The sequence below is a fragment of the Microbacterium testaceum StLB037 genome (assembly GCF_900104345.1).
In the GTDB taxonomy this organism is placed as follows: domain Bacteria; phylum Actinomycetota; class Actinomycetes; order Actinomycetales; family Microbacteriaceae; genus Microbacterium; species Microbacterium testaceum_A.
The window spans coordinates 56,998-75,609 of sequence record NZ_FNJN01000008.1 but is presented as its reverse complement, the minus strand read 5'-3'; the positions used below and the strand labels follow the sequence as shown (position 1 = coordinate 75,609).

Annotated in this window: 19 protein-coding genes and 1 tRNA gene; 16 read left to right on the top strand and 4 right to left on the bottom strand. The window is 62.5% G+C overall.

Annotation, left to right across the window (positions count from 1 at the left end; translation table 11 throughout):
• Positions 1-363 precede the first annotated feature (363 nt).
• The 9 genes from BLS25_RS16755 to BLS25_RS15655 all read left to right on the top strand — a co-directional run bounded on the left by BLS25_RS16755 (position 364) and on the right by BLS25_RS15655 (position 9,426).
• Positions 364-1,083 (top strand): hypothetical protein, encoded by a 720-nt coding sequence (locus BLS25_RS16755; RefSeq protein ID WP_143017985.1) that lies wholly within the window; start codon positions 364-366, stop codon positions 1,081-1,083.
• Positions 1,080-1,892 carry a WecB/TagA/CpsF family glycosyltransferase gene (locus BLS25_RS15690; protein WP_074696940.1) on the top strand — a complete coding sequence of 271 codons (813 nt, stop codon included), beginning with the start codon at positions 1,080-1,082 and terminating at the stop codon, positions 1,890-1,892. Before BLS25_RS16755 ends, BLS25_RS15690 begins: the two co-directional genes overlap by 4 nt.
• A gap of 34 nt (positions 1,893-1,926) precedes the next feature.
• Complete coding sequence (locus BLS25_RS16515; RefSeq protein ID WP_176786399.1) at positions 1,927-3,000, top strand: glycosyltransferase family 4 protein; 1,074 nt, start codon at positions 1,927-1,929, stop codon at positions 2,998-3,000.
• Positions 3,001-4,161 carry a glycosyltransferase family 4 protein gene (locus BLS25_RS15680; RefSeq protein ID WP_074696936.1) on the top strand — a complete coding sequence of 387 codons (1,161 nt, stop codon included), beginning with the start codon at positions 3,001-3,003 and terminating at the stop codon, positions 4,159-4,161. It begins immediately after the preceding gene.
• A 38-nt stretch (positions 4,162-4,199) separates the two neighbouring features.
• Positions 4,200-5,051: a glycosyltransferase family 2 protein gene (locus BLS25_RS15675; protein WP_074696934.1), complete on the top strand. Its 852-nt coding sequence runs from the start codon at positions 4,200-4,202 to the stop codon at positions 5,049-5,051.
• A gap of 138 nt (positions 5,052-5,189) precedes the next feature.
• On the top strand, positions 5,190-5,711 hold the full coding sequence (locus tag BLS25_RS16750) for an acyltransferase (protein WP_143017983.1): 522 nt from the start codon (positions 5,190-5,192) through the stop codon (positions 5,709-5,711).
• Positions 5,708-6,898 carry a glycosyltransferase family 4 protein gene (locus BLS25_RS15665; RefSeq protein WP_074696932.1) on the top strand — a complete coding sequence of 397 codons (1,191 nt, stop codon included), beginning with the start codon at positions 5,708-5,710 and terminating at the stop codon, positions 6,896-6,898. The genes BLS25_RS16750 and BLS25_RS15665 overlap by 4 nt, the downstream gene beginning before the upstream one ends.
• A gap of 53 nt (positions 6,899-6,951) precedes the next feature.
• Complete coding sequence (locus BLS25_RS15660; RefSeq protein ID WP_176786398.1) at positions 6,952-8,010, top strand: glycosyltransferase family protein; 1,059 nt, start codon at positions 6,952-6,954, stop codon at positions 8,008-8,010.
• A 63-nt stretch (positions 8,011-8,073) separates the two neighbouring features.
• Entirely contained in the window at positions 8,074-9,426 is a 1,353-nt protein-coding gene (locus tag BLS25_RS15655) for an O-antigen ligase family protein (protein ID WP_074696928.1), read from the top strand.
• Here the strand turns inward: BLS25_RS15655 and BLS25_RS15650 are convergent.
• The gene (locus BLS25_RS15650; RefSeq protein WP_074696927.1) at positions 9,380-10,810 is read right to left on the bottom strand and encodes an oligosaccharide flippase family protein; all 1,431 of its coding nucleotides are present in this window, start codon (positions 10,808-10,810) and stop codon (positions 9,380-9,382) included. The two genes, BLS25_RS15655 and BLS25_RS15650, sit on opposite strands and share 47 nt — an antisense overlap.
• 60 nt (positions 10,811-10,870) lie before the next feature.
• Here BLS25_RS15650 and BLS25_RS15645 point away from each other — a divergent pair, with 60 nt between their 5' ends.
• From BLS25_RS15645 to BLS25_RS15630, 4 genes are all read left to right on the top strand, one after another.
• Positions 10,871-11,935, top strand: coding sequence for a hypothetical protein (locus BLS25_RS15645; RefSeq protein WP_176786396.1), 1,065 nt, complete (start codon positions 10,871-10,873; stop codon positions 11,933-11,935).
• A gap of 106 nt (positions 11,936-12,041) precedes the next feature.
• Positions 12,042-13,091, top strand: a complete 1,050-nt coding sequence (gene gmd, locus BLS25_RS15640) for a GDP-mannose 4,6-dehydratase (RefSeq protein ID WP_074696923.1) — start codon at positions 12,042-12,044, stop codon at positions 13,089-13,091.
• The gene (locus tag BLS25_RS15635; RefSeq protein WP_074696921.1) at positions 13,088-14,071 is read left to right on the top strand and encodes a GDP-L-fucose synthase family protein; all 984 of its coding nucleotides are present in this window, start codon (positions 13,088-13,090) and stop codon (positions 14,069-14,071) included. The genes gmd and BLS25_RS15635 overlap by 4 nt, the downstream gene beginning before the upstream one ends.
• Positions 14,072-14,389: a Dabb family protein gene (locus tag BLS25_RS15630; RefSeq protein ID WP_074696919.1), complete on the top strand. Its 318-nt coding sequence runs from the start codon at positions 14,072-14,074 to the stop codon at positions 14,387-14,389.
• A gap of 108 nt (positions 14,390-14,497) precedes the next feature.
• On the opposite strand, the gene BLS25_RS15625 is transcribed toward BLS25_RS15630, so the two are convergent.
• Positions 14,498-14,571, bottom strand: a tRNA-Met gene (locus BLS25_RS15625).
• 83 nt (positions 14,572-14,654) lie between these two features.
• Here BLS25_RS15625 and BLS25_RS15620 point away from each other — a divergent pair.
• Together BLS25_RS15620 and BLS25_RS15615 are read left to right on the top strand one after the other, a co-directional pair.
• Positions 14,655-15,152 carry a DUF6328 family protein gene (locus BLS25_RS15620; protein WP_143017980.1) on the top strand — a complete coding sequence of 166 codons (498 nt, stop codon included), beginning with the start codon at positions 14,655-14,657 and terminating at the stop codon, positions 15,150-15,152.
• Positions 15,149-15,955 carry a carbon-nitrogen hydrolase family protein gene (locus BLS25_RS15615; protein WP_074696915.1) on the top strand — a complete coding sequence of 269 codons (807 nt, stop codon included), beginning with the start codon at positions 15,149-15,151 and terminating at the stop codon, positions 15,953-15,955. The genes BLS25_RS15620 and BLS25_RS15615 overlap by 4 nt, the downstream gene beginning before the upstream one ends.
• On the opposite strand, the gene BLS25_RS16745 is transcribed toward BLS25_RS15615, so the two are convergent.
• Positions 15,942-16,154 carry a hypothetical protein gene (locus tag BLS25_RS16745; protein WP_143017979.1) on the bottom strand — a complete coding sequence of 71 codons (213 nt, stop codon included), beginning with the start codon at positions 16,152-16,154 and terminating at the stop codon, positions 15,942-15,944. The two genes, BLS25_RS15615 and BLS25_RS16745, sit on opposite strands and share 14 nt — an antisense overlap.
• Before the next feature lie 59 nt (positions 16,155-16,213).
• On the opposite strand from BLS25_RS16745, the gene BLS25_RS15610 reads away from it, so the two are divergent.
• Positions 16,214-17,164: a hypothetical protein gene (locus BLS25_RS15610; RefSeq protein ID WP_143017978.1), complete on the top strand. Its 951-nt coding sequence runs from the start codon at positions 16,214-16,216 to the stop codon at positions 17,162-17,164.
• A gap of 132 nt (positions 17,165-17,296) precedes the next feature.
• Here the strand turns inward: BLS25_RS15610 and BLS25_RS15605 are convergent, their stop codons facing one another.
• Positions 17,297-18,502: an aminotransferase class I/II-fold pyridoxal phosphate-dependent enzyme gene (locus tag BLS25_RS15605; protein ID WP_074696911.1), complete on the bottom strand. Its 1,206-nt coding sequence runs from the start codon at positions 18,500-18,502 to the stop codon at positions 17,297-17,299.
• Between the last annotated feature and the right edge of the window lie 110 nt (positions 18,503-18,612).

The following is an 18,612-nucleotide window of genomic DNA, read 5'->3' as shown; positions in this document are numbered from 1 at the left end:
GCCGACACCGCTGGTTCCGCGGTGGGACTCGATGGGGTTGCTATGAAGATAATTTCGAGTTGGTTCTACACGCATGGTGACGGCGAGCTGGGCGCGTATGCACAGATGCGCGGGCACATAGCGAGTGAGGGTTTTCGTGACGTTTATCGCCGATGTATCGCAGTCTTCTTCGCGACTGCAAGACTGGTCGAGCCGACTGCTCGGCTAGTGCTCTTCTCGAATGTCACGTGGGACGGGAGCGCTTCGCGAGTCTCGCATGAAGTTGAGGTGCTGCTTCGGCGATTGGGGGTGGAAATTGTTCAAATCCCCTACTCGCACGAACCGCCAGCAACGTGGCCAGCGGCATGGCGTAATCAATTCTTCGTGCTCGACGTCTTGAAATGGGCGGCCCAAACGCTACTTCCGGACGACGAGATTCTCGTTCTCGATAGCGACATGGTTTGGACAGGGTCGCCGCGTGCGTCCAACATGTGGCGAAGAGTGCGCGAAGATGGAGGAATCGCTCTCAGTATTGATTATGCGCCCGACGAATCAGTGAACTCCATGTCTCGACGTGAGATGACTCAAAAGATGGCTGGACTTGATGATGCCGCCCCGCCGCTAGCGTATTGCGGAGGTGAATTCGTTGCGCTGAGCGGGAAGATTGTCCAGGCGTACTATCTGGAGGCGGCTGCAATTCTCTTGGAGAACATCGATCGTTCGGCAGGGGGGACCTTATATGCGTTCGAAGAGGCTCACGTATTGAGCGTCGCAAATAGTCGAATCGGAATACAGGCTGGGTCCGCAAACTTTTATGTCAAACGATTATGGACGCAACCACTCAAGTATAAAAACGTGCGAGACGATGACGTGGCACTACCCTTATGGCATCTGCCCGCGGAGAAGCGTTATGGTATCCGTCGCCTATACAAGAGATTCACCTCGGATGCTTTGTCGCACTCGGTTGAAGAAGCTGGCCATGGTTTGCGACCCATTGCCGTGGGCACGCTTGGTGCATGCCTCGGAATCCCGAAAAACTCGCCGTTTAAATGGGTTCGCGATGTGTCTCGCGCGTCCTGGGGGAAGTTGAGGATCAATCGTTGAACGCCAACCCTGAGCGGCAGAGCGGGTCTCATGACCGGTCTGATTTTGACTTGGTCAACGTTGGAGGCATCCCTTTTGCTGTCGCAGATCTGCAGCAGACCGTTCGGTGGATCGTCGACCGCGCATTGTCGCGACGCGGTGGCATCAATGTCCGTTTCGCCAATGCCTGGAACGTGGCCCTCGCGGGTGAGGACTCGGCATATAAGCGCCTGCTCGTGCAGCCGGGCTGCCTCAACTTTCCCGACGGTACGCCCGTCGTGTGGTTCATGCGCGCCACACAGCGGGCAGCTCGTCGGGTGAGGGGGCCGTCGGTCTTTCGAGAGATTCTGAAAGACAGTTCGCGGGAGCCGTTGCGCCATTTTCTGTTGGGAGGTTCTCCTCGAATGCTGGAAGCGCTACAGCATCGGATGGCTGTCGAGTACCCGGCCGCTCGCGTGTCCGGGATTTTCTCGCCGCCTTTCGCGCCCATCGACGAGGCATACATCAAGGCCTGTATCGAGGAAGTGGGTCGTGTCGAGTCCGATATTATCTGGGTGGGTTTGGGAACGCCGAAACAGGATTTTGTTGGCACGGAGATAGCAAAATCTGTCAATATCCCAGTGCTGAATGTGGGTGCGGCCTTCGACTTTGTTGCGCAGACGATTCCCGAGGCTCCTCGTTTAGTCCAGAACTCCGGATTCGAGTGGCTTTATCGTTTACTGGCGGAGCCTCGGCGACTCGGTCGAAGATACCTGTATGGAAATATTCGGTTCTTGATTGTTTCAGTTGGATATCTTCTCCAGCGTCCGCTCTGGAGCAAGGGTGAGTGACCGCATGCGTGACGCGAGAGATAAGAGAATTCTCGTGATCAGTCAGCTCCCGCCGCCGCTGCACGGGTCGACGCTCATGACGCGTACACTCATGCAGGTACTTCGGGACCGTGGCTTCGCCCTCGATATTGTCGAACGCCGTTTCAGTAAGGCTGTTTCTGAGGTTGGCAAGTTCTCATTTCGAAAGCTTCTCTCGGCGGCAATGATGCCGGGACGACTATTCGGGCGAATCTTGTTTCGCAAGCCTGGAGTCATAATCTTTTTCGTTACCAACCGGACTTTCTCATTTTGGGTCGATGTTGCTTTGAGTTGTGTTCTGCGAGCTCTTCGTGCCAAAACCATCATTTACTTGCACACTCGAGGATTTTCGGATCTCGCGGGGCGATCGCGTGTCTACGACTTCTTTGTGAAGATGCTTCTCCGTAGCGGTGACGTGGTTGTGTGTCTGGGTGAGACGCTATGCGCAGACGTTCGACCTTTCGTCTCCGCTCCTGTGCTTTCGATACCGAACGCTGTAAGCCCTCCGGTCGGACCGCAGTCGGGCGTCTCTGGCCCCGTGCTGTACTTTTCGAACCTGATCCCAGAAAAAGGAGCGGGGACTTTTCTGCAGGTGGCAAGGGCCGTCTCCGAGAATCGCCCTGAAACACAGTTTGTTATTGCAGGGGCGCCGGTCGATGATGACTTCCAGGCGATGCTCCTAGCGGATGCCGCTAATGACGGACTGGCGTCACGAGTAGTTTTCCTGGGGGCGATCACTGACCAGCACACGAAATGGGATTTATTAGCGAGCGCATCAGTGCTCGTATTTCCTAGCACCTACGCCTATGAGGCTCAACCGCTGACCATCCTGGAGGCGATGGCGGTGGGCACGCCCGTCGTAGCCTTTGACGTGGGCGGCATCAAAGACATCGTCAGCGATGGCGTCACCGGCCTCGTGTACGCGCCGAACGATGTCGAAGGGATGAAGGAAGGCGTCCTGCGGCTTCTCGAAGACGAAGAACTGCTACACGGCTTGTCGCGGGAGGCTTCGGAGCGGTTCAGCCGCGACTTCTCCGTTAGCGTCTTCAGCGAGCGCTGGGTAACGCTCTTGCGCGGGGAGGGACGGTAAATGACGAGAGTTGTCATCGTCCAGGAGTACGTTCCTCATTACCGTGCGCCGCTCTTCAATCAGATGGTGGAAAGCGGACGCGCTCGCGGGATCGAGATCGTCATCGCGGCGGGGAAACCATCCGGAACCCTCGCCGCCCGTTCGGATGGCGTGCACGTATCGGGTGAACGTTCCATCTCGCAACTTGAACTGAACCTCGCTGGCAGAAGACTAACCATGCGCAGGCTTGCCCGCGTGCTGAGCGACGCCGACTTCGTCGTGCTGGAGCAGGCTCGTCGCAACCTTGATGCGTACATGCTGCTCGGCCGACGACGACGGCGGTTCCCGGTTGCGCTGTGGGGACACGGTCGTGATTACACCCAGGATGTCGGTGCGCTGAGCGAGCGGCTCCGACTGTGGATGACGTCCCGCGCCGATTGGTTCTTCGCCTACACAGAGGGCGGGAAGAAGGCTGTCGTCGCTGAAGGGTACCCGCGGGAACGGGTTACAGTGCTGGAAAACGCGGTCGACACCTCGGAGCTCTCGGAGGGCGTGACGGGCCTGACCGAGGATGAGAAGGCGGAGTTCGCCGGGCAATACGGCCTGACCGATGCGACGGCCCTCTACATTGGAGGGCTCGATGAGTCGAAGCGGCTAGATTTCCTGCTCGAAAGCGCCGTCGCCGTCCATGCGAAGGTGCCGGAGTTCCGTCTTCTGATCGCAGGTTCCGGGGAGCGGGAGTCCGACGTGGCGGCGTTCGCAGCAAATCATTCTTGGTGCGTCTATCTCGGGCAGGTTCACGGCAAGAGGAAGTGGACCGCTCTCGCGCTCTCCCAGGCCCTCCTGGTCCCGGGCCGAGTCGGTCTCGTCGCCGTCGACAGCTTTGCTGCCGGAGTGCCGATCGTGACGACGGACTGGCCGTGGCACGCGCCGGAGTTCGAGTACCTCATTCCCGACGTGAACGCGATCGTCACGGGGAATTCGATCGACATGTACGCGGACGGGGTGCTCAGGATACTCACGGACCACTCGATGAGGGAACGTTTGAAACAGGACACACTCGGATACGCGGGGACCTACTCCGTCGAGAAGATGGCAGAACGATACATCGACGGCATCGAGGAGTGGATACGCGGGACGGGCGTTCCGTCCGGCGTACAGGACGGCGAGGACCGAGAGTGACAAATCATCCCGCAACAGATTCGCAACGAACACTTTCCGTGCATGCCATTCTCGCCTGCCATAATCGGCGCCCGCTCACGGTCGAATCTTTGCGCGCCTTGGTGCAGGCGGCATCGGATGCAGAGGTGTCGTTATCCGTCACGGTCTACGACGACGGGTCGACCGACGGCACCGCGGAGGCGGTGCGAGAAATGCTACCTGCCGCAACGATTATCAGAGGAGATGGGACGGCGTTCTGGGCGAAGAGCATGGCGGTGGCCGAGAGCGCCATCTTGGAACGCGTGGACGTCTCGCAGCACGACCTCATCGTGTGGCTGAACGACGACGTGGTTCTCGACTCGGGCGCTCTCTCTACCAGCTTGCGCATACATGCGGAACGACCGCGCGCCGTGTTGGTCGGTGCCATGCGTGATCCGGGCAGCTGCGAGATGACGTACTCGGGGATGACGCGTGCGGGTCGTCATCCGCTCAGGTACCAGGCGGTTGTCTCTCGTGACGTCGTCGTCGACGTCGACACCTTCAACGGCAACTTCGTCGTCGTGTCCGTTGCGGTCGCGAGAGAGATCGGCGGGATCGACGGGGAGTATTCGCACGCCCTCGCCGACATCGACTACGGTCTGCGCTGCCGCAAGAGGGGGATCGACGTTCTGCTGATGCCGGGGACCCTCGGCACGTGTCCCCGGAACGAGTCACCGCGGGGCCTGTCGATCATCACCGAGTGGAAGCGATTTGTCGGGCCGAAAGGTGGCGGCAATCCTGCGTCGCTCTCCCGTTACCTCCGTAAGTCTTCGCCAGCGTCATGGTTCGTATGGCTGCCTGTGACGTACGCGACGTGGTGGGCGAAAAATCTGCGGAGGAGGGTCGGTGACGGTGGGGTTGAAGCGAAATGAAGAGAGCAGTGACGTTCGAAAGGCGAGCAATTGTTGACTGACGAAAGGCTGCGTCGTGTGCTTCGTCCACTCTTGAGAGGCATACGAGCGGCTCGACGAGAGGTCGCCCGCGCTCTGGCGCGGCGAGCCGGTGCGGCAGTGTCGAAGAGCGTCGTCATCACGGGCCGCTTGATCATTAGCATCGACAAGCGAAGCACTGTTTCCATCGGCGATCACGTCGTTCTGAACTCCGTCGTCTCGAAGAATTCGCTCGAAGCGCGCGGTCCCGTGATCATCAAGAGCCTCTCGCCATCGGCGCGAATCAAGATAGGTCCAGAAACGGGGATCACAAGTTCCACGATCAGCGCGATGATCGATGTGACCATCGGGGCACGAGTCCTCATCGGATCCGGGTGCATCATCACGGACTCCGACCATCACATTGTTCGCCCGCAAGAGGGTAGGTCTCGACGTCATCTCGGCTTGCCGGCGGCCGAGCCGCACCACGCCGTGATGATCGAGGACGACGTGTTTATCGGGGCGCGGTCGATCGTGCTGAAGGGCGTGACAATCGGTCGTGGTTCGGTCATCGGCGCGGGAAGCGTCGTTAGCAGAAACATCGCGCCCAACACCATTGCAGCCGGTAACCCGTGCATGCCGGTAGGGAAAGTTGGCGAGTGAGCTTGCACATTGCTCTCTGCGGACCAGCTTCCCTCGACATGCTCGAAGGTCGCCTCGAAGGCGATGCTCGGGGGGCTTTGGGGCACGTTGGCTATCCGTTCCCTCTCCTGCCGACCTTGGCGGAAGCGTTCCTGAACCGCGGGCATAAGGTGTCCCTCGTCACGACGTCGTCCGACATCGATCGCGTGACCCGTTATGAGGGTCGAGACGTTTCGGTACTTCTCGCGCCTTCTCGTCCGAGAGCTCGCGATCGTGCACTCGACATGTTTGCCGTGGAACGGGCAGGGGTGGCTCGCGCTCTGTCGGGGATACGCGCTGACGTGGTGCACGCGCATTGGACGTACGAGTTCGCTTTAGGCGCGCTGAAGACCAGAGATCGCCCGACGGTGATCACCGCCCACGACGCGCCTTTCACGGTGCTCAGTCATATGCCCGATGCCTATCGTCTCGTTCGGGCGTTGTTGGCATTGAGGACGCGGCTCAAACGGCCGACTCTCACGGCCGTCTCTCCGTATCTTGCTGAGCGGTGGCGGCGCGAGATGTTCTATCGCGACCCCATCGACGTGATTCCCAATCCTGTGTCGGCTTCCATGCACCATTCGCAGGGAGGTGCCGCGTCGGGCGCGGGCCCTATTATCTTGAGCGTCACGGACAGTTCTAGGCGCAAGAACGTCATGACTCTTCTGCGGGCATTTCCCATCATTCGAGCCCGCTACCCGAACGCTGAATTGCGACTGGTCGGCAACGGATTGGGTCCCGATGACGAGATGGCTCGTACGTGGACGAGGGATTCGCCTGCGTCAGGGGTCGTTTTTGTGGGCCGCCGGGGGCGTGACGACGTTGCGAGCGAATACGCACGCGCAACTGTCTTCTGCCATACGTCACTCGAGGAGTCGCAGGGCCTCGTGCTGTTGGAGGCCGTGCGGGAGGGGCTGCCTGTCGTCGCCGGTCGCGACTCCGGCGCCGTCCGATGGACGCTGTTCGACGGGGCAGCGGGCATTCTTACGGATGTTCGCTCTCCCCAGGCCGTAGCGGATGCGCTGATTCTTGCCATTTCCACGCCGGAGCGGGCCTCGACGGAGGGGTTCGATGGGGCGCGGATGGTCGAGGAGAGATTCGGCACCGATGTGATCGCGGACATCTACCTCGAGAAGTATCGACGCACGATTGCGGCGGCAGCCGCCTGATGCGAACAGGCGGCGCCGTCGCGGGAGGAAAGATGGGCGCGCGAATTTTGTATGTGCCGAACGAGCATGGTTCGGCGCGTCAATCGGGTATTCGAACGACTTTCTCGAGATTGCGATCAGGGGGCTGTGTATCCGATGTCAGGATCTTCAGCCTCTTGTGGCGGATCCGCGAAGGAATGGCGGGTGCATCGCAGCGAAGAGAGCTCGTCGAGCTGGCGGCGGACTACCGGCCCGACATCATACTCATGCAGCACCTCGGTGGAACCGGCATTGCCCGCGACGAGTTGAGAGAGTTGAAGGAGAGCTGTGACGCTCTCATCTATCACGAGGCCGATCCTTATTCCCGGTTCGTGCACGCTCTGCCCCGAGAGGCACGCGAAGCGGGTGCAGTAGCCGATGCGGTCTTCACCGTGGGGACCGGGACGTTCGCGAGGAACTTTGAACGAGCGGGCGCGTCTGACGTCCAATGGGAGCCGAGCGTCTTCGACCCTGAGCGATTCGGTCGCGAGAGGCCGCGCGCGAACCGCCATCGTGATTTCGACATCGTCATGGTGGCAAATAGGAATCGCCCGCGGCTTCGGGGGCTTCCGAACTGGCGTGATCGCATCCGATTCGTGAATTACATGGAAAAGCGATTTGGCTCTCGTTTCGCGATCTTCGGTCGCGGGTGGGCGGGGCCGAGCGCCCAGGGTGCCGTCGCATACTCTGACCAATCTTCCGCAATACGTTCCGGTTGGGTGTCGGCTAACTGGGATCACTTCGCTCGCGAGCCGAAGTATTTCTCCGACCGCTTGCCCACCTCGCTGGCGACGGGCAGCGTGCACGCGACCACCGCTCACCCCGGTTTCAATCAGATATTCCCCGGTGCCGAACCGTTCTTGCTGATGTCCGAGAGCATGGTCGCGCTCGGCGACAGGATCGAGCAGTATCTGACGAACGTCGACGCCGATGAGCGGATCGAACGGGAGGTTGCCGCGTGGGAGTTCGCACACCGACACTTCAGGCAGGACGACCAGCTCGTGCGAATGCTTAATCGTGGCGGTGCCGGGATCGACCAGAGCTCATACGAGCCGTTGCGGGAGGTGCGCGTCGATGCGCTTGACGAGATGTGACTCCCGCGTAGGGTCGAGGCAGGATCCTGTGAGCGTCTCACGGGCACTCTCCGGAGGAGACGGATGATTTTTCTCATCGCTGTGGGCGCGCTCGCCTTTGGTGGCGTGTGTGTCTGGGCGCTCGTGGCGTTGATACAGCGCTGGCAGATCGTCGGGTTGTATCTCATCGCGGCATTCGCGGTCATCGCGTGGGAACTCCCCGACAGCCCGTCCTTGATCAGTTTCGCCGGAGTGCAGATCAAGCCGGAAGATTTCATTTCGATCGTGCTTCTCGTTTCCGCCCTGACCTCCCTTCGTCAGATGTCGAAGAACCTCATGCGAGTGGGGCCTTTCCTCGGGCTGTTCGCGTTCTGCCTGACGATCTCGTTGGCGAGCGGTCTGGTGCATCACGGTACTCAGGCGTTCAACGAGGCTCGGTCGACGATCTGGCTGGTTACGGCGGCTGCCTGGGCGCTTTCGAGAGACTGGTCGCAGTCGTCAGCATCCCTGCGTAGGTTTCTATTGCACAGTGGCTTCGTGCTCTGCGCTTTCGCGGTGATCCACGTCATCGTGTACGGGTGGGGCGGCGCTGACAGCTTCGTGACCGCGGCGACCGGAGTCCTGCAGACGGGGCGCCCTCTCGTATCCGGCCAGGCACTCGTTCTCCTGTGTTGTGGGCTTTCGCTCATCCTCACAAGCGGAGCGACACGCGTGTCGGACTTGCTCGTCGGTTACGTTTTCGTCGCCATTTCGATCCTGTGCATGCACCGATCGATCTGGGTGGCGGCGGTAATCGGTCTCCTGGTGGTTGCGGTGTCACTGCGAGGGCGCGCCCTTGCCTCGACGGTCTTTCTAGTGTTCTATGCCGGTGTAGCCCTGACGTGTCTCATCGCTTTCGGTGTCCTGGCCGCCTTCGGCGACAGCGTGAGTCATGCTCTCAGCAGCGATGGAACTCTGAACGCCCGAGAAGGTTCGTGGACGGAACTGATCGATCAGTCCATTCAGCGAGGCCCGCAAACCGTAATCTTCGGGGCGAGCTTCGGAGCCGGGTGGGGAAGAGTTGTGAATGGCATCTTCATCGACTTCAATCCGCACAATTGGTACGTCGTTCTGTACTTGCGTATCGGTTTGGTGGGTCTCTTGCTCGTTGCGGGGATCATCGCTTACACGTTCATTCGCGTTCTGCGGGTCTCGAGAGCGTCGCTTGCGGTGCTGATGGCGATTTGCGCTTACGCGTGGTTCTATCACCTGCCGTGGTATATCGCCCCGTGGTTGGGCTTGGTTCTCTACTCGGCGCACCGAGAACGAGTTCAAGACAGGACACCGCCCGTTCGTCCCAGGCAGCGCGCGCTGCCGGAGGCCGCGATGGAGCAACCCGCACCCTCGCTCCTCAACCGCGGAGCAGTCCGTACTTTCGGGCGATCTTCACCGGCGTGAGCTTCCATCGGAAGGCCCACAGAACAACGACGAGCGCCGCGACGGGAATCAGCGTCAGCAGCGTAGCGACCGGCGCAAGGGTGAACAGCGACGTGCCCATCCAAAGAAGGCTCTGAGTCATGAAGTAGGCGAAAACGGAGGCGAGGGTCACGATCCCGTACGTGGTGAGGAGACTGCGCCCGTCGAGGTAATCGTCCTTGACGCAGAGGCAGACGTACACGATGTGTTGCGCCAGCATCGTCGCGACGAGCGCGATCATGGCCGGCGCGATGGACTGGGACAGGGAGATCGCGAGAACTGCGAGAAGCTGGATAAGAAGAAGAAGACCCTGCGTCCACCAGATCCATCTGAACTTCCCGAGAGCTTCCACCGCGCTCGCGAGGAGGGTGCTCACGACCTGGATCGCGGCAGCGACACAGATGAAAGGAGAGATTGCAACCGCGATGCCCCATCCAGACCCGAAGAGCACGGGAAGCACGGTCGGGATGATGACAGCGGCGACGCCGGCGGTCGGCACGACCACCCATGCCACGAGAGACAGCATGTCCGTCCACACCGCCCGTGTGCGCTCGCTGCCGCTCAGGTCGTGGCGGAACTCTGGATAAATCACGGGGATGAGGGCGGCTTGCACCTGCTGAAACGGCACGGCGGAGAGAACATCGGCGCGATTCCACTGACCGATGTAATCGGGGCCGAGCACCCGTGACGTGCCGATCTTGACGATGTTCCCGATTCCGTAAGACAGGAGCGACGCGACGGTCACGCGCCAACTGAATGCCACGTCACCGCGTGCCGACGCGATGCTCCCGAAACCGAGGTGTCGTCGATCGCTCAATATGAGCGCGCCGACGAGGGTCGCGAGCTGTGCAACGAGGGGGAAGACGAGGAGCGCTTCAGCGTTGTCCCACGCGAGGACCGCCGCCACCCCGATCGCCATACCCAGCACGTTTGCCACGAGCGTGAAGATCGCGAGTTGGCGAAACCTGCCGATTCGGCGCACGTAGCCCGTCGCGAAGCCGACGAGGGGGGCGAATCCGGCGCTGACGGCAAACCACTGAATGGGTCCGAGAGCGGACGGTGCGTCCCAGAGGACGGTCCACAAGGGGGCGGTGAGCCACACAACCGCTGCTGCTATCACGCCGAGTCCGGTGGCGTACGTCATCAAACCGCGCAAACGTTTCGCGTCAAGTTCAACCATCCTTCCGACGGATTGGCCGATTCCGCCCGTCGATAGGAGGGCAACAAAGCCTGTTACCGACAGAGCGACGGCGTACGCTCCGAACGCGTCATCGTTTAGTGATCGCGTGGTGATACTCGCGTAACCGAATTGCAACACAACGATCACAAGTTGTGATCCATATGTCCATGCAGCGCCGTGAGCCAACGTCCGTCCTACGCCCAACGATGACTCCCCTTACACTCAAGAATGTCTAGACAAGGCGCTGTGCGTAGAAACCTGAAGACAGGAGCCGAATTGGCCCTCCGCCCTTTCCGAACCATTCCACTGCGTTTCCGCCTGCGCGCTCGTCGCTTTCAGAACAAGGTTCAGAAGCGCTCTCAACAACGTTACTGGGCGCGTGCCTCCGCGCGCGGCGTCCCGCCGACTTCCGTGCGGCGTCCAGGGGACATTCTCACGGTGGAACTCCACCCCTACGCGCTTCTGGGTCATCAGGCGTCGGGATGGATGTCGGGCTACTTGTGGGCGCGGGATCTGAATCTCGATTACGTCGGCTCCGCACTGCCGGAAGACACCGACGGCGTTTTCGCCCTAGCGTCGGACGCGGAGTCTGTCGAGGTGCGCAAGCGTGCGATCGTCCGGCTCCCTGCGACTGAGGACGAGCGAGACGACACTTCCGTGGGGATTCTTCGATCGCACGTGGACCGTGCACGAAAGAAGCGGCCGGCCACGGCGATCGAGTTCCGCCTCCCCCTCGATCACCCGCGTTTCGATCACACCCCTGCCTCGGAAGTGCTTCGCTCTGCCGTGTTAGACGGGTCGCTCGGAGCCGAGCTGCAGCGCCTCGAGGCCGGAGGGGATTATGTCGCCGTGCACGTTCGACGGCCCGCTCGCGAGAACGAGATCGGCCCGAACACTCACCCGGATCGGTGGCTCACCAGCGAGTGGTACGCGGATCTCATCGTTCGTATCAGGGCACTGGACGAGCTCAGCCGCTTGCCCATTCGTGTGTACTCGCTGGGTGACCCAAAGTCTTTCGCCCCGCTGTCGGAGGTGGCCGGCGTACACCTCCACCTGAACGGCGAGCGCGACCGCGATTTCGTGGAGTTGTCGGCCGCTCGGCTGCTCGTAGCCGCTCCGAGTTCGTTCAGCTTCAACGCGGCGTTGGTATCGCGCGGGGCAGTCCTCGCTCGCGCACCGTGGTGGCATCACATTCCGGATGCCGGGCGGTGGACCCACATGGGTGGAAGCGGCTCGTTCTCCGAACCGTCACTGAAGCGAGCGCTCGCCGAAAGTGCAGCGTTGCGCCTGCGTAACGTCGAAGAAAATTGACGACACAGCAGTCCACTATTCTCTCAAAGCGGATGCCGGTAGAACGATCGGCGGCGTCGCTATCTTCTAAACCTGCTCGTCGCGACATGAAACAGGGGCTCACACAGTGACCAAGCGCGCACTCATCACCGGCATCACGGGCCAGGACGGGTCTTACCTGGCGGAACTGCTCCTGTCGAAGGGGTACGAGGTTCACGGACTCATCCGTCGAGCATCGACCTTCAACACCCATCGCATCGACCACCTATACGTCGACTCCCACGACCCGGAGGCGAAGCTCTTCCTGCACTACGGAGACCTATCCGACGGAGCACGCCTCGTGACGCTCATGTCCGAGATCAGCCCGGACGAGGTCTACAACCTGGCAGCGCAGTCGCACGTGCGTGTGTCGTTCGACGAGCCCGAGCACACGGCTGACACCACCGGAACCGGAACCATCCGCCTCCTCGAGGCCGTTCGCCTTTCGGGTATTCAGACGAAGTTCTACCAAGCCTCGACGTCCGAGCTGTACGGGGCGACACCACCGCCGCAGAACGAAGAGACTCCGTTCTACCCGCGTTCGCCGTACGCGGCAGCCAAGCTGTACAGCTACTGGATCACCAAGAACTACCGCGAGGCGTACGACATGTTCGCGGTCAACGGCATCCTGTTCAACCACGAGTCGCCGCGCCGCGGTGAGACGTTCGTGACGCGCAAGATCACGCGCGCGGTCGCTCGCATCAAGGCCGGCGTGCAGAAGGACCTCTACCTCGGCAACCTCGATTCCATCCGCGACTGGGGATACGCGGCGGAGTACGTCGAAGGTATGTGGCGCATGCTCCAGGCCGACACACCCGAGGACTTCGTGCTCGCCACCGGCATGGGGTACACGATCAGAGACTTCCTCGAGGTCTCGTTCGGCCACGTCGGCCTGGACTGGGCAGAGTTCGTGAAGTTCGACGAGCGCTACCTGCGTCCGACCGAGGTCGACGCCCTCATCGGCGATCCGACAAAGGCGGCTGACAAGCTCGGCTGGGTGCCCTCGGTGCACGGAGACGAGCTGGCGAAGCTCATGGTCGATGCAGACGTCACGCTGCTCGAGCGGGGCTCCGAGTGGATCGACACAGTGTCGCTCCCGACCTGGAGCAACCGCGACATGCTCGGAGCGCGCGCGTGAGCACTGCCGTCGACGGAGTCCAGTACACCCCGGGCGAGCTCGACCGAGGCGCGACCTTCTACGTTGCGGGTCATCGCGGGCTTGTTGGATCGGCGATCGTGCGCAAGCTCGAGGCCTCGGGATTCGAGAACGTCGTGGGCAAGCCCTCGGCAGAACTCGACCTGAAGGACCGTGACGCGGTCTTCGCCTACATGGGAGAGACGAAGCCGAAGTACGTCGTGCTGGCTGCGGCCAAGGTGGGCGGCATCCTGGCGAACTCCACCTATCCCGTGGATTTCTTGAGCGACAACATGCGCATTCAGGTCAACGTGCTCGATGCCGCCCTCGCCAACGACGTGGAGCGGGTGCTTTTCCTCGGCTCGTCTTGCATCTACCCGAAGTTCGCCGAGCAGCCGATCCGCGAGGACTCGCTGCTGACGGGGCACCTCGAGCCCACGAACGACGCGTACGCAATCGCGAAGATCGCCGGCATCCTGCAGACCCAGGCTGTGCGCCGCCAGTACGGCTTGCCGTGGATCAGCGCGATGCCGACCAACCTGTACGGTCCCAACGACAACTTCTCGCCGAAGGGGTCGCACGTGCTGCCGGCGCTCATCCGCCGCTACGACGAGGCCGCGCAGTCCGGTGCCGCGAGCGTCACGAACTGGGGGACCGGGACGCCTCGCCGCGAGTTCCTTCACGCTGATGACATGGCGGATGCCTGCCTGCATCTCATGGAGCACTACGACGGCCCGGACCAGGTCAACGTCGGCACCGGCAGCGACGTGACGATCCGCGAGATCGCCGAGACTATCGCGCGCGTCACCGGGTACACCGGCGAAACCGAATGGGACACGTCGAAGCCTGACGGGACCCCGCAGAAGTTGCTGGACGTGTCCAAGCTCGCTGAGGCGGGGTGGACGGCATCCATCTCGCTCGAAGAAGGCATGGAGCGCACCGTCGCGTGGTACCGCGACCACGTCGACACAATTCGCGAATAGATGTTCCGACACGTTGTGCTGTTCCGGGTCCGTGATGACGTCACGGACCCGGACCTGTCTGCGGCAATCGACGAGTTGCGCGCGGTCGGAAAGGCGCCTGGTGTCACCGCGTGGACTATCGAGATGTCGCTCGACACTCGCAAGGGGCGGATCGTCGTCGAAGATGGCAGCTTCGTGGACCGGTCCGCTTTTGAGACGTGGCGGGCCGGTCACGCGCACCAGCGGGTTGCTGGGCGTATGGCGGGGTTAGCCGACTGGTGGGTGGGGGACTGGGAGACGGAGCCTGGGCGCGCGAACGTCGACACCGAGACGGGGTGACCGGGGTCGGTCGTAAGAAGCCACGACCTCGCGTCCGGTCGGCATGGATGACGCTCGACGACGAGAGACAGAAGGCCCCGGATCTTGCGATCCGGGGCCTTCTTCTTGTTGCGGGGGCAGGATTTGAACCTACGACCTCTGGGTTATGAGCCCAGCGAGCTACCGAGCTGCTCCACCCCGCGGCACAAGAGAAAACATTACCCACAGATGAACGAAGCCGCAAATCCTGGCACACCGCCCGGGAGTGTCGCGAGAGAATAGCCAGGTGAGCAGCAATATCGACGATCTCGACGACGGACGCCCCGAAACGCCCGCCCAGCGTGCCGACCGCAATTGGAACGAGATTCTGCAGGAACTTCGGGTGCTGCAGACGGGTACGCAGATCCTGACCGGCTTCTTGTTGGCGCTGGCGTTCCAAGCGTCTTTCGCGGAGCTCGACCCGACCCAGCGAGTGTTCTACCTGGTGCTGATCTGTCTCGCGGCGCTCAGCGCGGTTGTGGCCCTGGCGCCCGTGGCGCTTCATCGAGCGGTGTTTCACCTGCAGGTGAAGCCTGCGCTCGTGCGGGTCGGGCACAACGCCCTCCGGGGAGCGCTCGCGTTGGTGTCCCTGCTGCTGGTCGGCGTCGTGGCGTTCGTGTTCGACGTGGTCGTGGGGTTCGGTGGTGCTGTGGCGTCCGGGGTCGTGCTCGGGGCGATCATCCTCGTACTGTGGATCGTGGTGCCGGTGTACGTCCGGCTAACGGGGAGGCAGAGCGCGCGATGAGTCACGACACCGTCGGTATCGCCGTCGCGCAGTTCGCCCCGTCGGCATCTCGCGAGGGCAATCTGGCCGACGTCTCCGAAGCCGCTCGCACGGCCGCGTCTCGAGGTGCGCGGGTCGTCGCGTTCCCCGAGTACTCGAGCTACTTCGTGGACCCCTTCGACTCCTCACTCGCCGAGAACGCCGAAGACCTCGACGGCCCCTTCGTGCAGGCTCTCGCCGCCCTGGCCTCCGAACTCGTCATCGTCGTGGTCGCGGGGCTGGTCGAGCGTGCCGACGACGGTCGTCGCGTGCGCAACGCTGTCGTGGCGGTGGGTGCCGATGGCATCCGGGCCGTGTACCGAAAGCTCCACCTGTACGACGCTTTCGGTCAGCGTGAGTCCGACTGGGTTGAGCCGGGTGAGATCGCGCCTCCCCAGACGTTCGAGGTCGACGGGCTGCGGTTCGGTCTGATGACCTGTTACGACCTCCGGTTTCCGGAGGTTGCCCGGACGCTGGCCGACGCAGCCGTCGATGTCGCGCTCGTGCCGGCCGAGTGGGTGCGCGGTCCGCTCAAGGAGCATCACTGGAAGACGCTGCTCACCGCTCGCGCGATCGAGAACACGTTCTTCGTGGCCGCCGCCGATCACCCGCCGCCCCTCGGCGTCGGGCACTCGATGATCGTCGACCCGCAGGGCGTGACGCTCGCTCAGGTGGGGACGGCGACCGACGTGGCCGTGGCGCATGTCGACCCGGCCGCGATCGCTCGCGTGCGGCGCGTGAACCCGGCACTCGAGCTGCGGCGGTACCGGGTCACGCCGCGATGAGTTGCCGTTGATCGGCCCGCTCCCGGTGCCTATCGTTGTCGCCCCAACGCAGTCGTGTTGCTGGTGCAATCTGAAGCACCATGAACCGGGAAGCAAAGCGAACGATCTCGACCGCCCAACGAATGGGTTGTTCGTCAGGTAGTTCGAGGGTTGAAGACGGCGGACCTGAGACCTTGATCTCGATCTCTTCGGTCACCATGCAGGGCTGAATATTATGTTGGAGGGTCACCGCGGGGGCATACCCGCTAGCCTAGGCGCGTGCCCACTGTCGCGATTCCCTTCGCACCAATGCCGTCTTCGCACAGCCCGAACATTTCCAAAGCCGCCGCAACTCGCGACGTCTACATGAAAGCATCTGTTGTCGCGCTCGCATCTTGTCAGCGTTGGAACCCTGCATGGGACAGAGTATTTGTGACATCTGAGGATCCGGGTGTCGAGTGGCGCGCCGAGTTTGCCTCCGTGGGTGCCCGTGTCGAGGTGATTCCATTTGCGCACACACCGCCGGTGGGTTTCGCTCCGACATTTGCCGGGTCTCTCTACCTTCTAGATGCGGTCGATCAGATCGCGCTGAGCGACTACCTGCTCCTCATCGACCCCGATGTGCTGTGCGTTGGGGACCTGTCCGGGCTCTTACGCGAGCAGGGCGCGATAGCGGCCCTCCCGCTGCCCTATGGGGATGACCACGACATCAACCGCTTGAGTCGAACCGAGGCGGCGCGCATTCATGACGCGTTAGGTGAGCCGCGAACTTCTGTGTCCCACTATGGCGGCGAGTTTTACGGTATCCCGTCGTCGCTGCGCAGGGCGGTGATCGAACGTGCTGCAACGGCGTGGCGGAGCGCGCTCGACCGATATGAACGGGGCCTCTCATACTTCACGACCGAGGAACACATAATGGGGTTCGCCCTCGAGGGGCTGCCCACTCGCGCCTCGACAGATATCGTGAACCGCATCTGGACGGCTCACCGTTTCAGGTCTGTCACAGGGAACGAAGCGGCACTCGCGCTGTGGCACTTGCCGGCTGAGAAGGAACGAGCATTCGCGGAGATGCACGCCGCGGTCATAGATCGGGGCAGTTGGTTTTGGACTTTGCCCCAAGAATCTTTTGTCGAGAGGGCCGGTCGTGTTGCTGGTCTGCATCATCGAAAGCCGAGCCGTCTACTGAAGGACATAGCCGCTCAGGCCCGTCATCGAATTCGTCGTAAGTGACGGTTAGCCTCCACGATCCTTGAATACTGAGCGGGTTGTCAGACGAAGACGTCGGGCCTTACGCAACCTTCGAAGAGTTATTCGGAATAACTGCTCGGTTCGACTCGCATTGCTAGCAAGGTTCAAATGCCCTCAGTTGAACGTCATCCCCGCCAACCGCCCCGCCGCATCCTCCAACACCTCAACCCGCTTGCACGCCGCAAATCGCACCAGCGTGGCGTAGTCGCCCCGGTGCTCCGGTGTGACGAAGGCGGTGAGGGGAATGCCGACCACTCCGGCGCGGGCGGGCAGCTCGCGGCAGAACGCGTCGGCGTCGGTGGCGCCGAGTGGGGCGGCATCCACCACCGTGAAATACGAGCCCGCGGGGGAGGACACGTCGAACCCCGCCGCGCGGAGCCCCGTGCCCAGCAGGGCGGCCTTGGCAGCCATCTCCGACGCGACCGAGGCGAAGAAGGCACCGGGCAGGCGCAGGCCGACGGCGATCGCCGGTTGGAAGGGCGAGCCGCCCACGTAGGTCAGGTACTGCTTGACCGCGAGCACGACCGACACGAGGTCGGCGGGGCCGGTGACCCACCCGGTCTTCCACCCGGTCAGCGAGAACGTCTTGCCGCCTGACGAGATCGACAGGGTCCGCTCGGCCGCCCCGGGGAGCGTCGCGATCGGCACATGCGGCCCGTCGAACACGAGGTGCTCGTACACCTCGTCGGTGACGATGATCGCGTCGTGCCGGTGTGCGAGGCGTACGACCTCGTCGAGCACTTCGCGAGAGAACACCGTGCCCGTCGGGTTGTGCGGGTCGTTCACGAGGATCACGCGCGTGCGGTCGGTGACGGCGGATGCCAGGCGCTCGAGGTCGGGTTGGAAGTCGGGCCACCGCAGGGGTACCGGCACGAGCGTGGCGCCCGAGAGGGCCACGCAGGCGGCGTACGAGTCGTAGTAGGGCTCGAAGACCACGACCTCGTCGTCGGGGGAGTCCACCAGGGCGAGCAGGGTCGAGGCGAGCGCCTCGGTCGCCCCGACCGTGATGAGCACCTCGCGCTGCGGGTCGAGTTCGATCCCGTAGAAGCGCTGCTGATGCTCGGCGACGGCGGCCAGCAGGTCGGGAAAGCCGCGCCCCGGCGCATACTGGTTGACGCCCGACGAGATGGCCGCGCGGGCGGCATCCAGCATCGCTTCGGGCCCGTCCTCGTCGGGAAATCCCTGCCCCAGGTTGAGAGCCCCGGTCGCGGTGGCGAGGGCGCTCATCTCGGCGAAGATCGTGGGGACCGACGAGCCGTCGGGAGCGAGCAGGCCCGCACCGCGGGCGGTGCGCTGCCAAGCGCCGGGGATGTGTCGCATGGATCCAGGATGCCGCACCCCCGCGCAACGCAAGCGGGAATGCCGCGCGGGTCGTTCCTGCTAGACCCATAGAGAGGGCCCACGCCCGTCATAGGTGGTCCACAGGATTG

What these genes read in the sequence shown, in the direction of transcription:
- BLS25_RS15680 (WP_074696936.1), top strand. Translation starts at nt 3,001, where the DNA reads ATGACGAGAGTTGTCATCGTCCAGGAGTACGTTCCTCATTACCGTGCG.
- BLS25_RS15655 (WP_074696928.1), top strand. Translation starts at nt 8,074, where the DNA reads ATGATTTTTCTCATCGCTGTGGGCGCGCTCGCCTTTGGTGGCGTGTGT.
- BLS25_RS15630 (WP_074696919.1), top strand. Translation starts at nt 14,072, where the DNA reads ATGTTCCGACACGTTGTGCTGTTCCGGGTCCGTGATGACGTCACGGAC.
- BLS25_RS15615 (WP_074696915.1), top strand. Translation starts at nt 15,149, where the DNA reads ATGAGTCACGACACCGTCGGTATCGCCGTCGCGCAGTTCGCCCCGTCG.
- BLS25_RS16745 (WP_143017979.1), bottom strand. Translation starts at nt 16,154, where the DNA reads ATGGTGACCGAAGAGATCGAGATCAAGGTCTCAGGTCCGCCGTCTTCA.
- BLS25_RS15605 (WP_074696911.1), bottom strand. Translation starts at nt 18,502, where the DNA reads ATGCGACACATCCCCGGCGCTTGGCAGCGCACCGCCCGCGGTGCGGGC.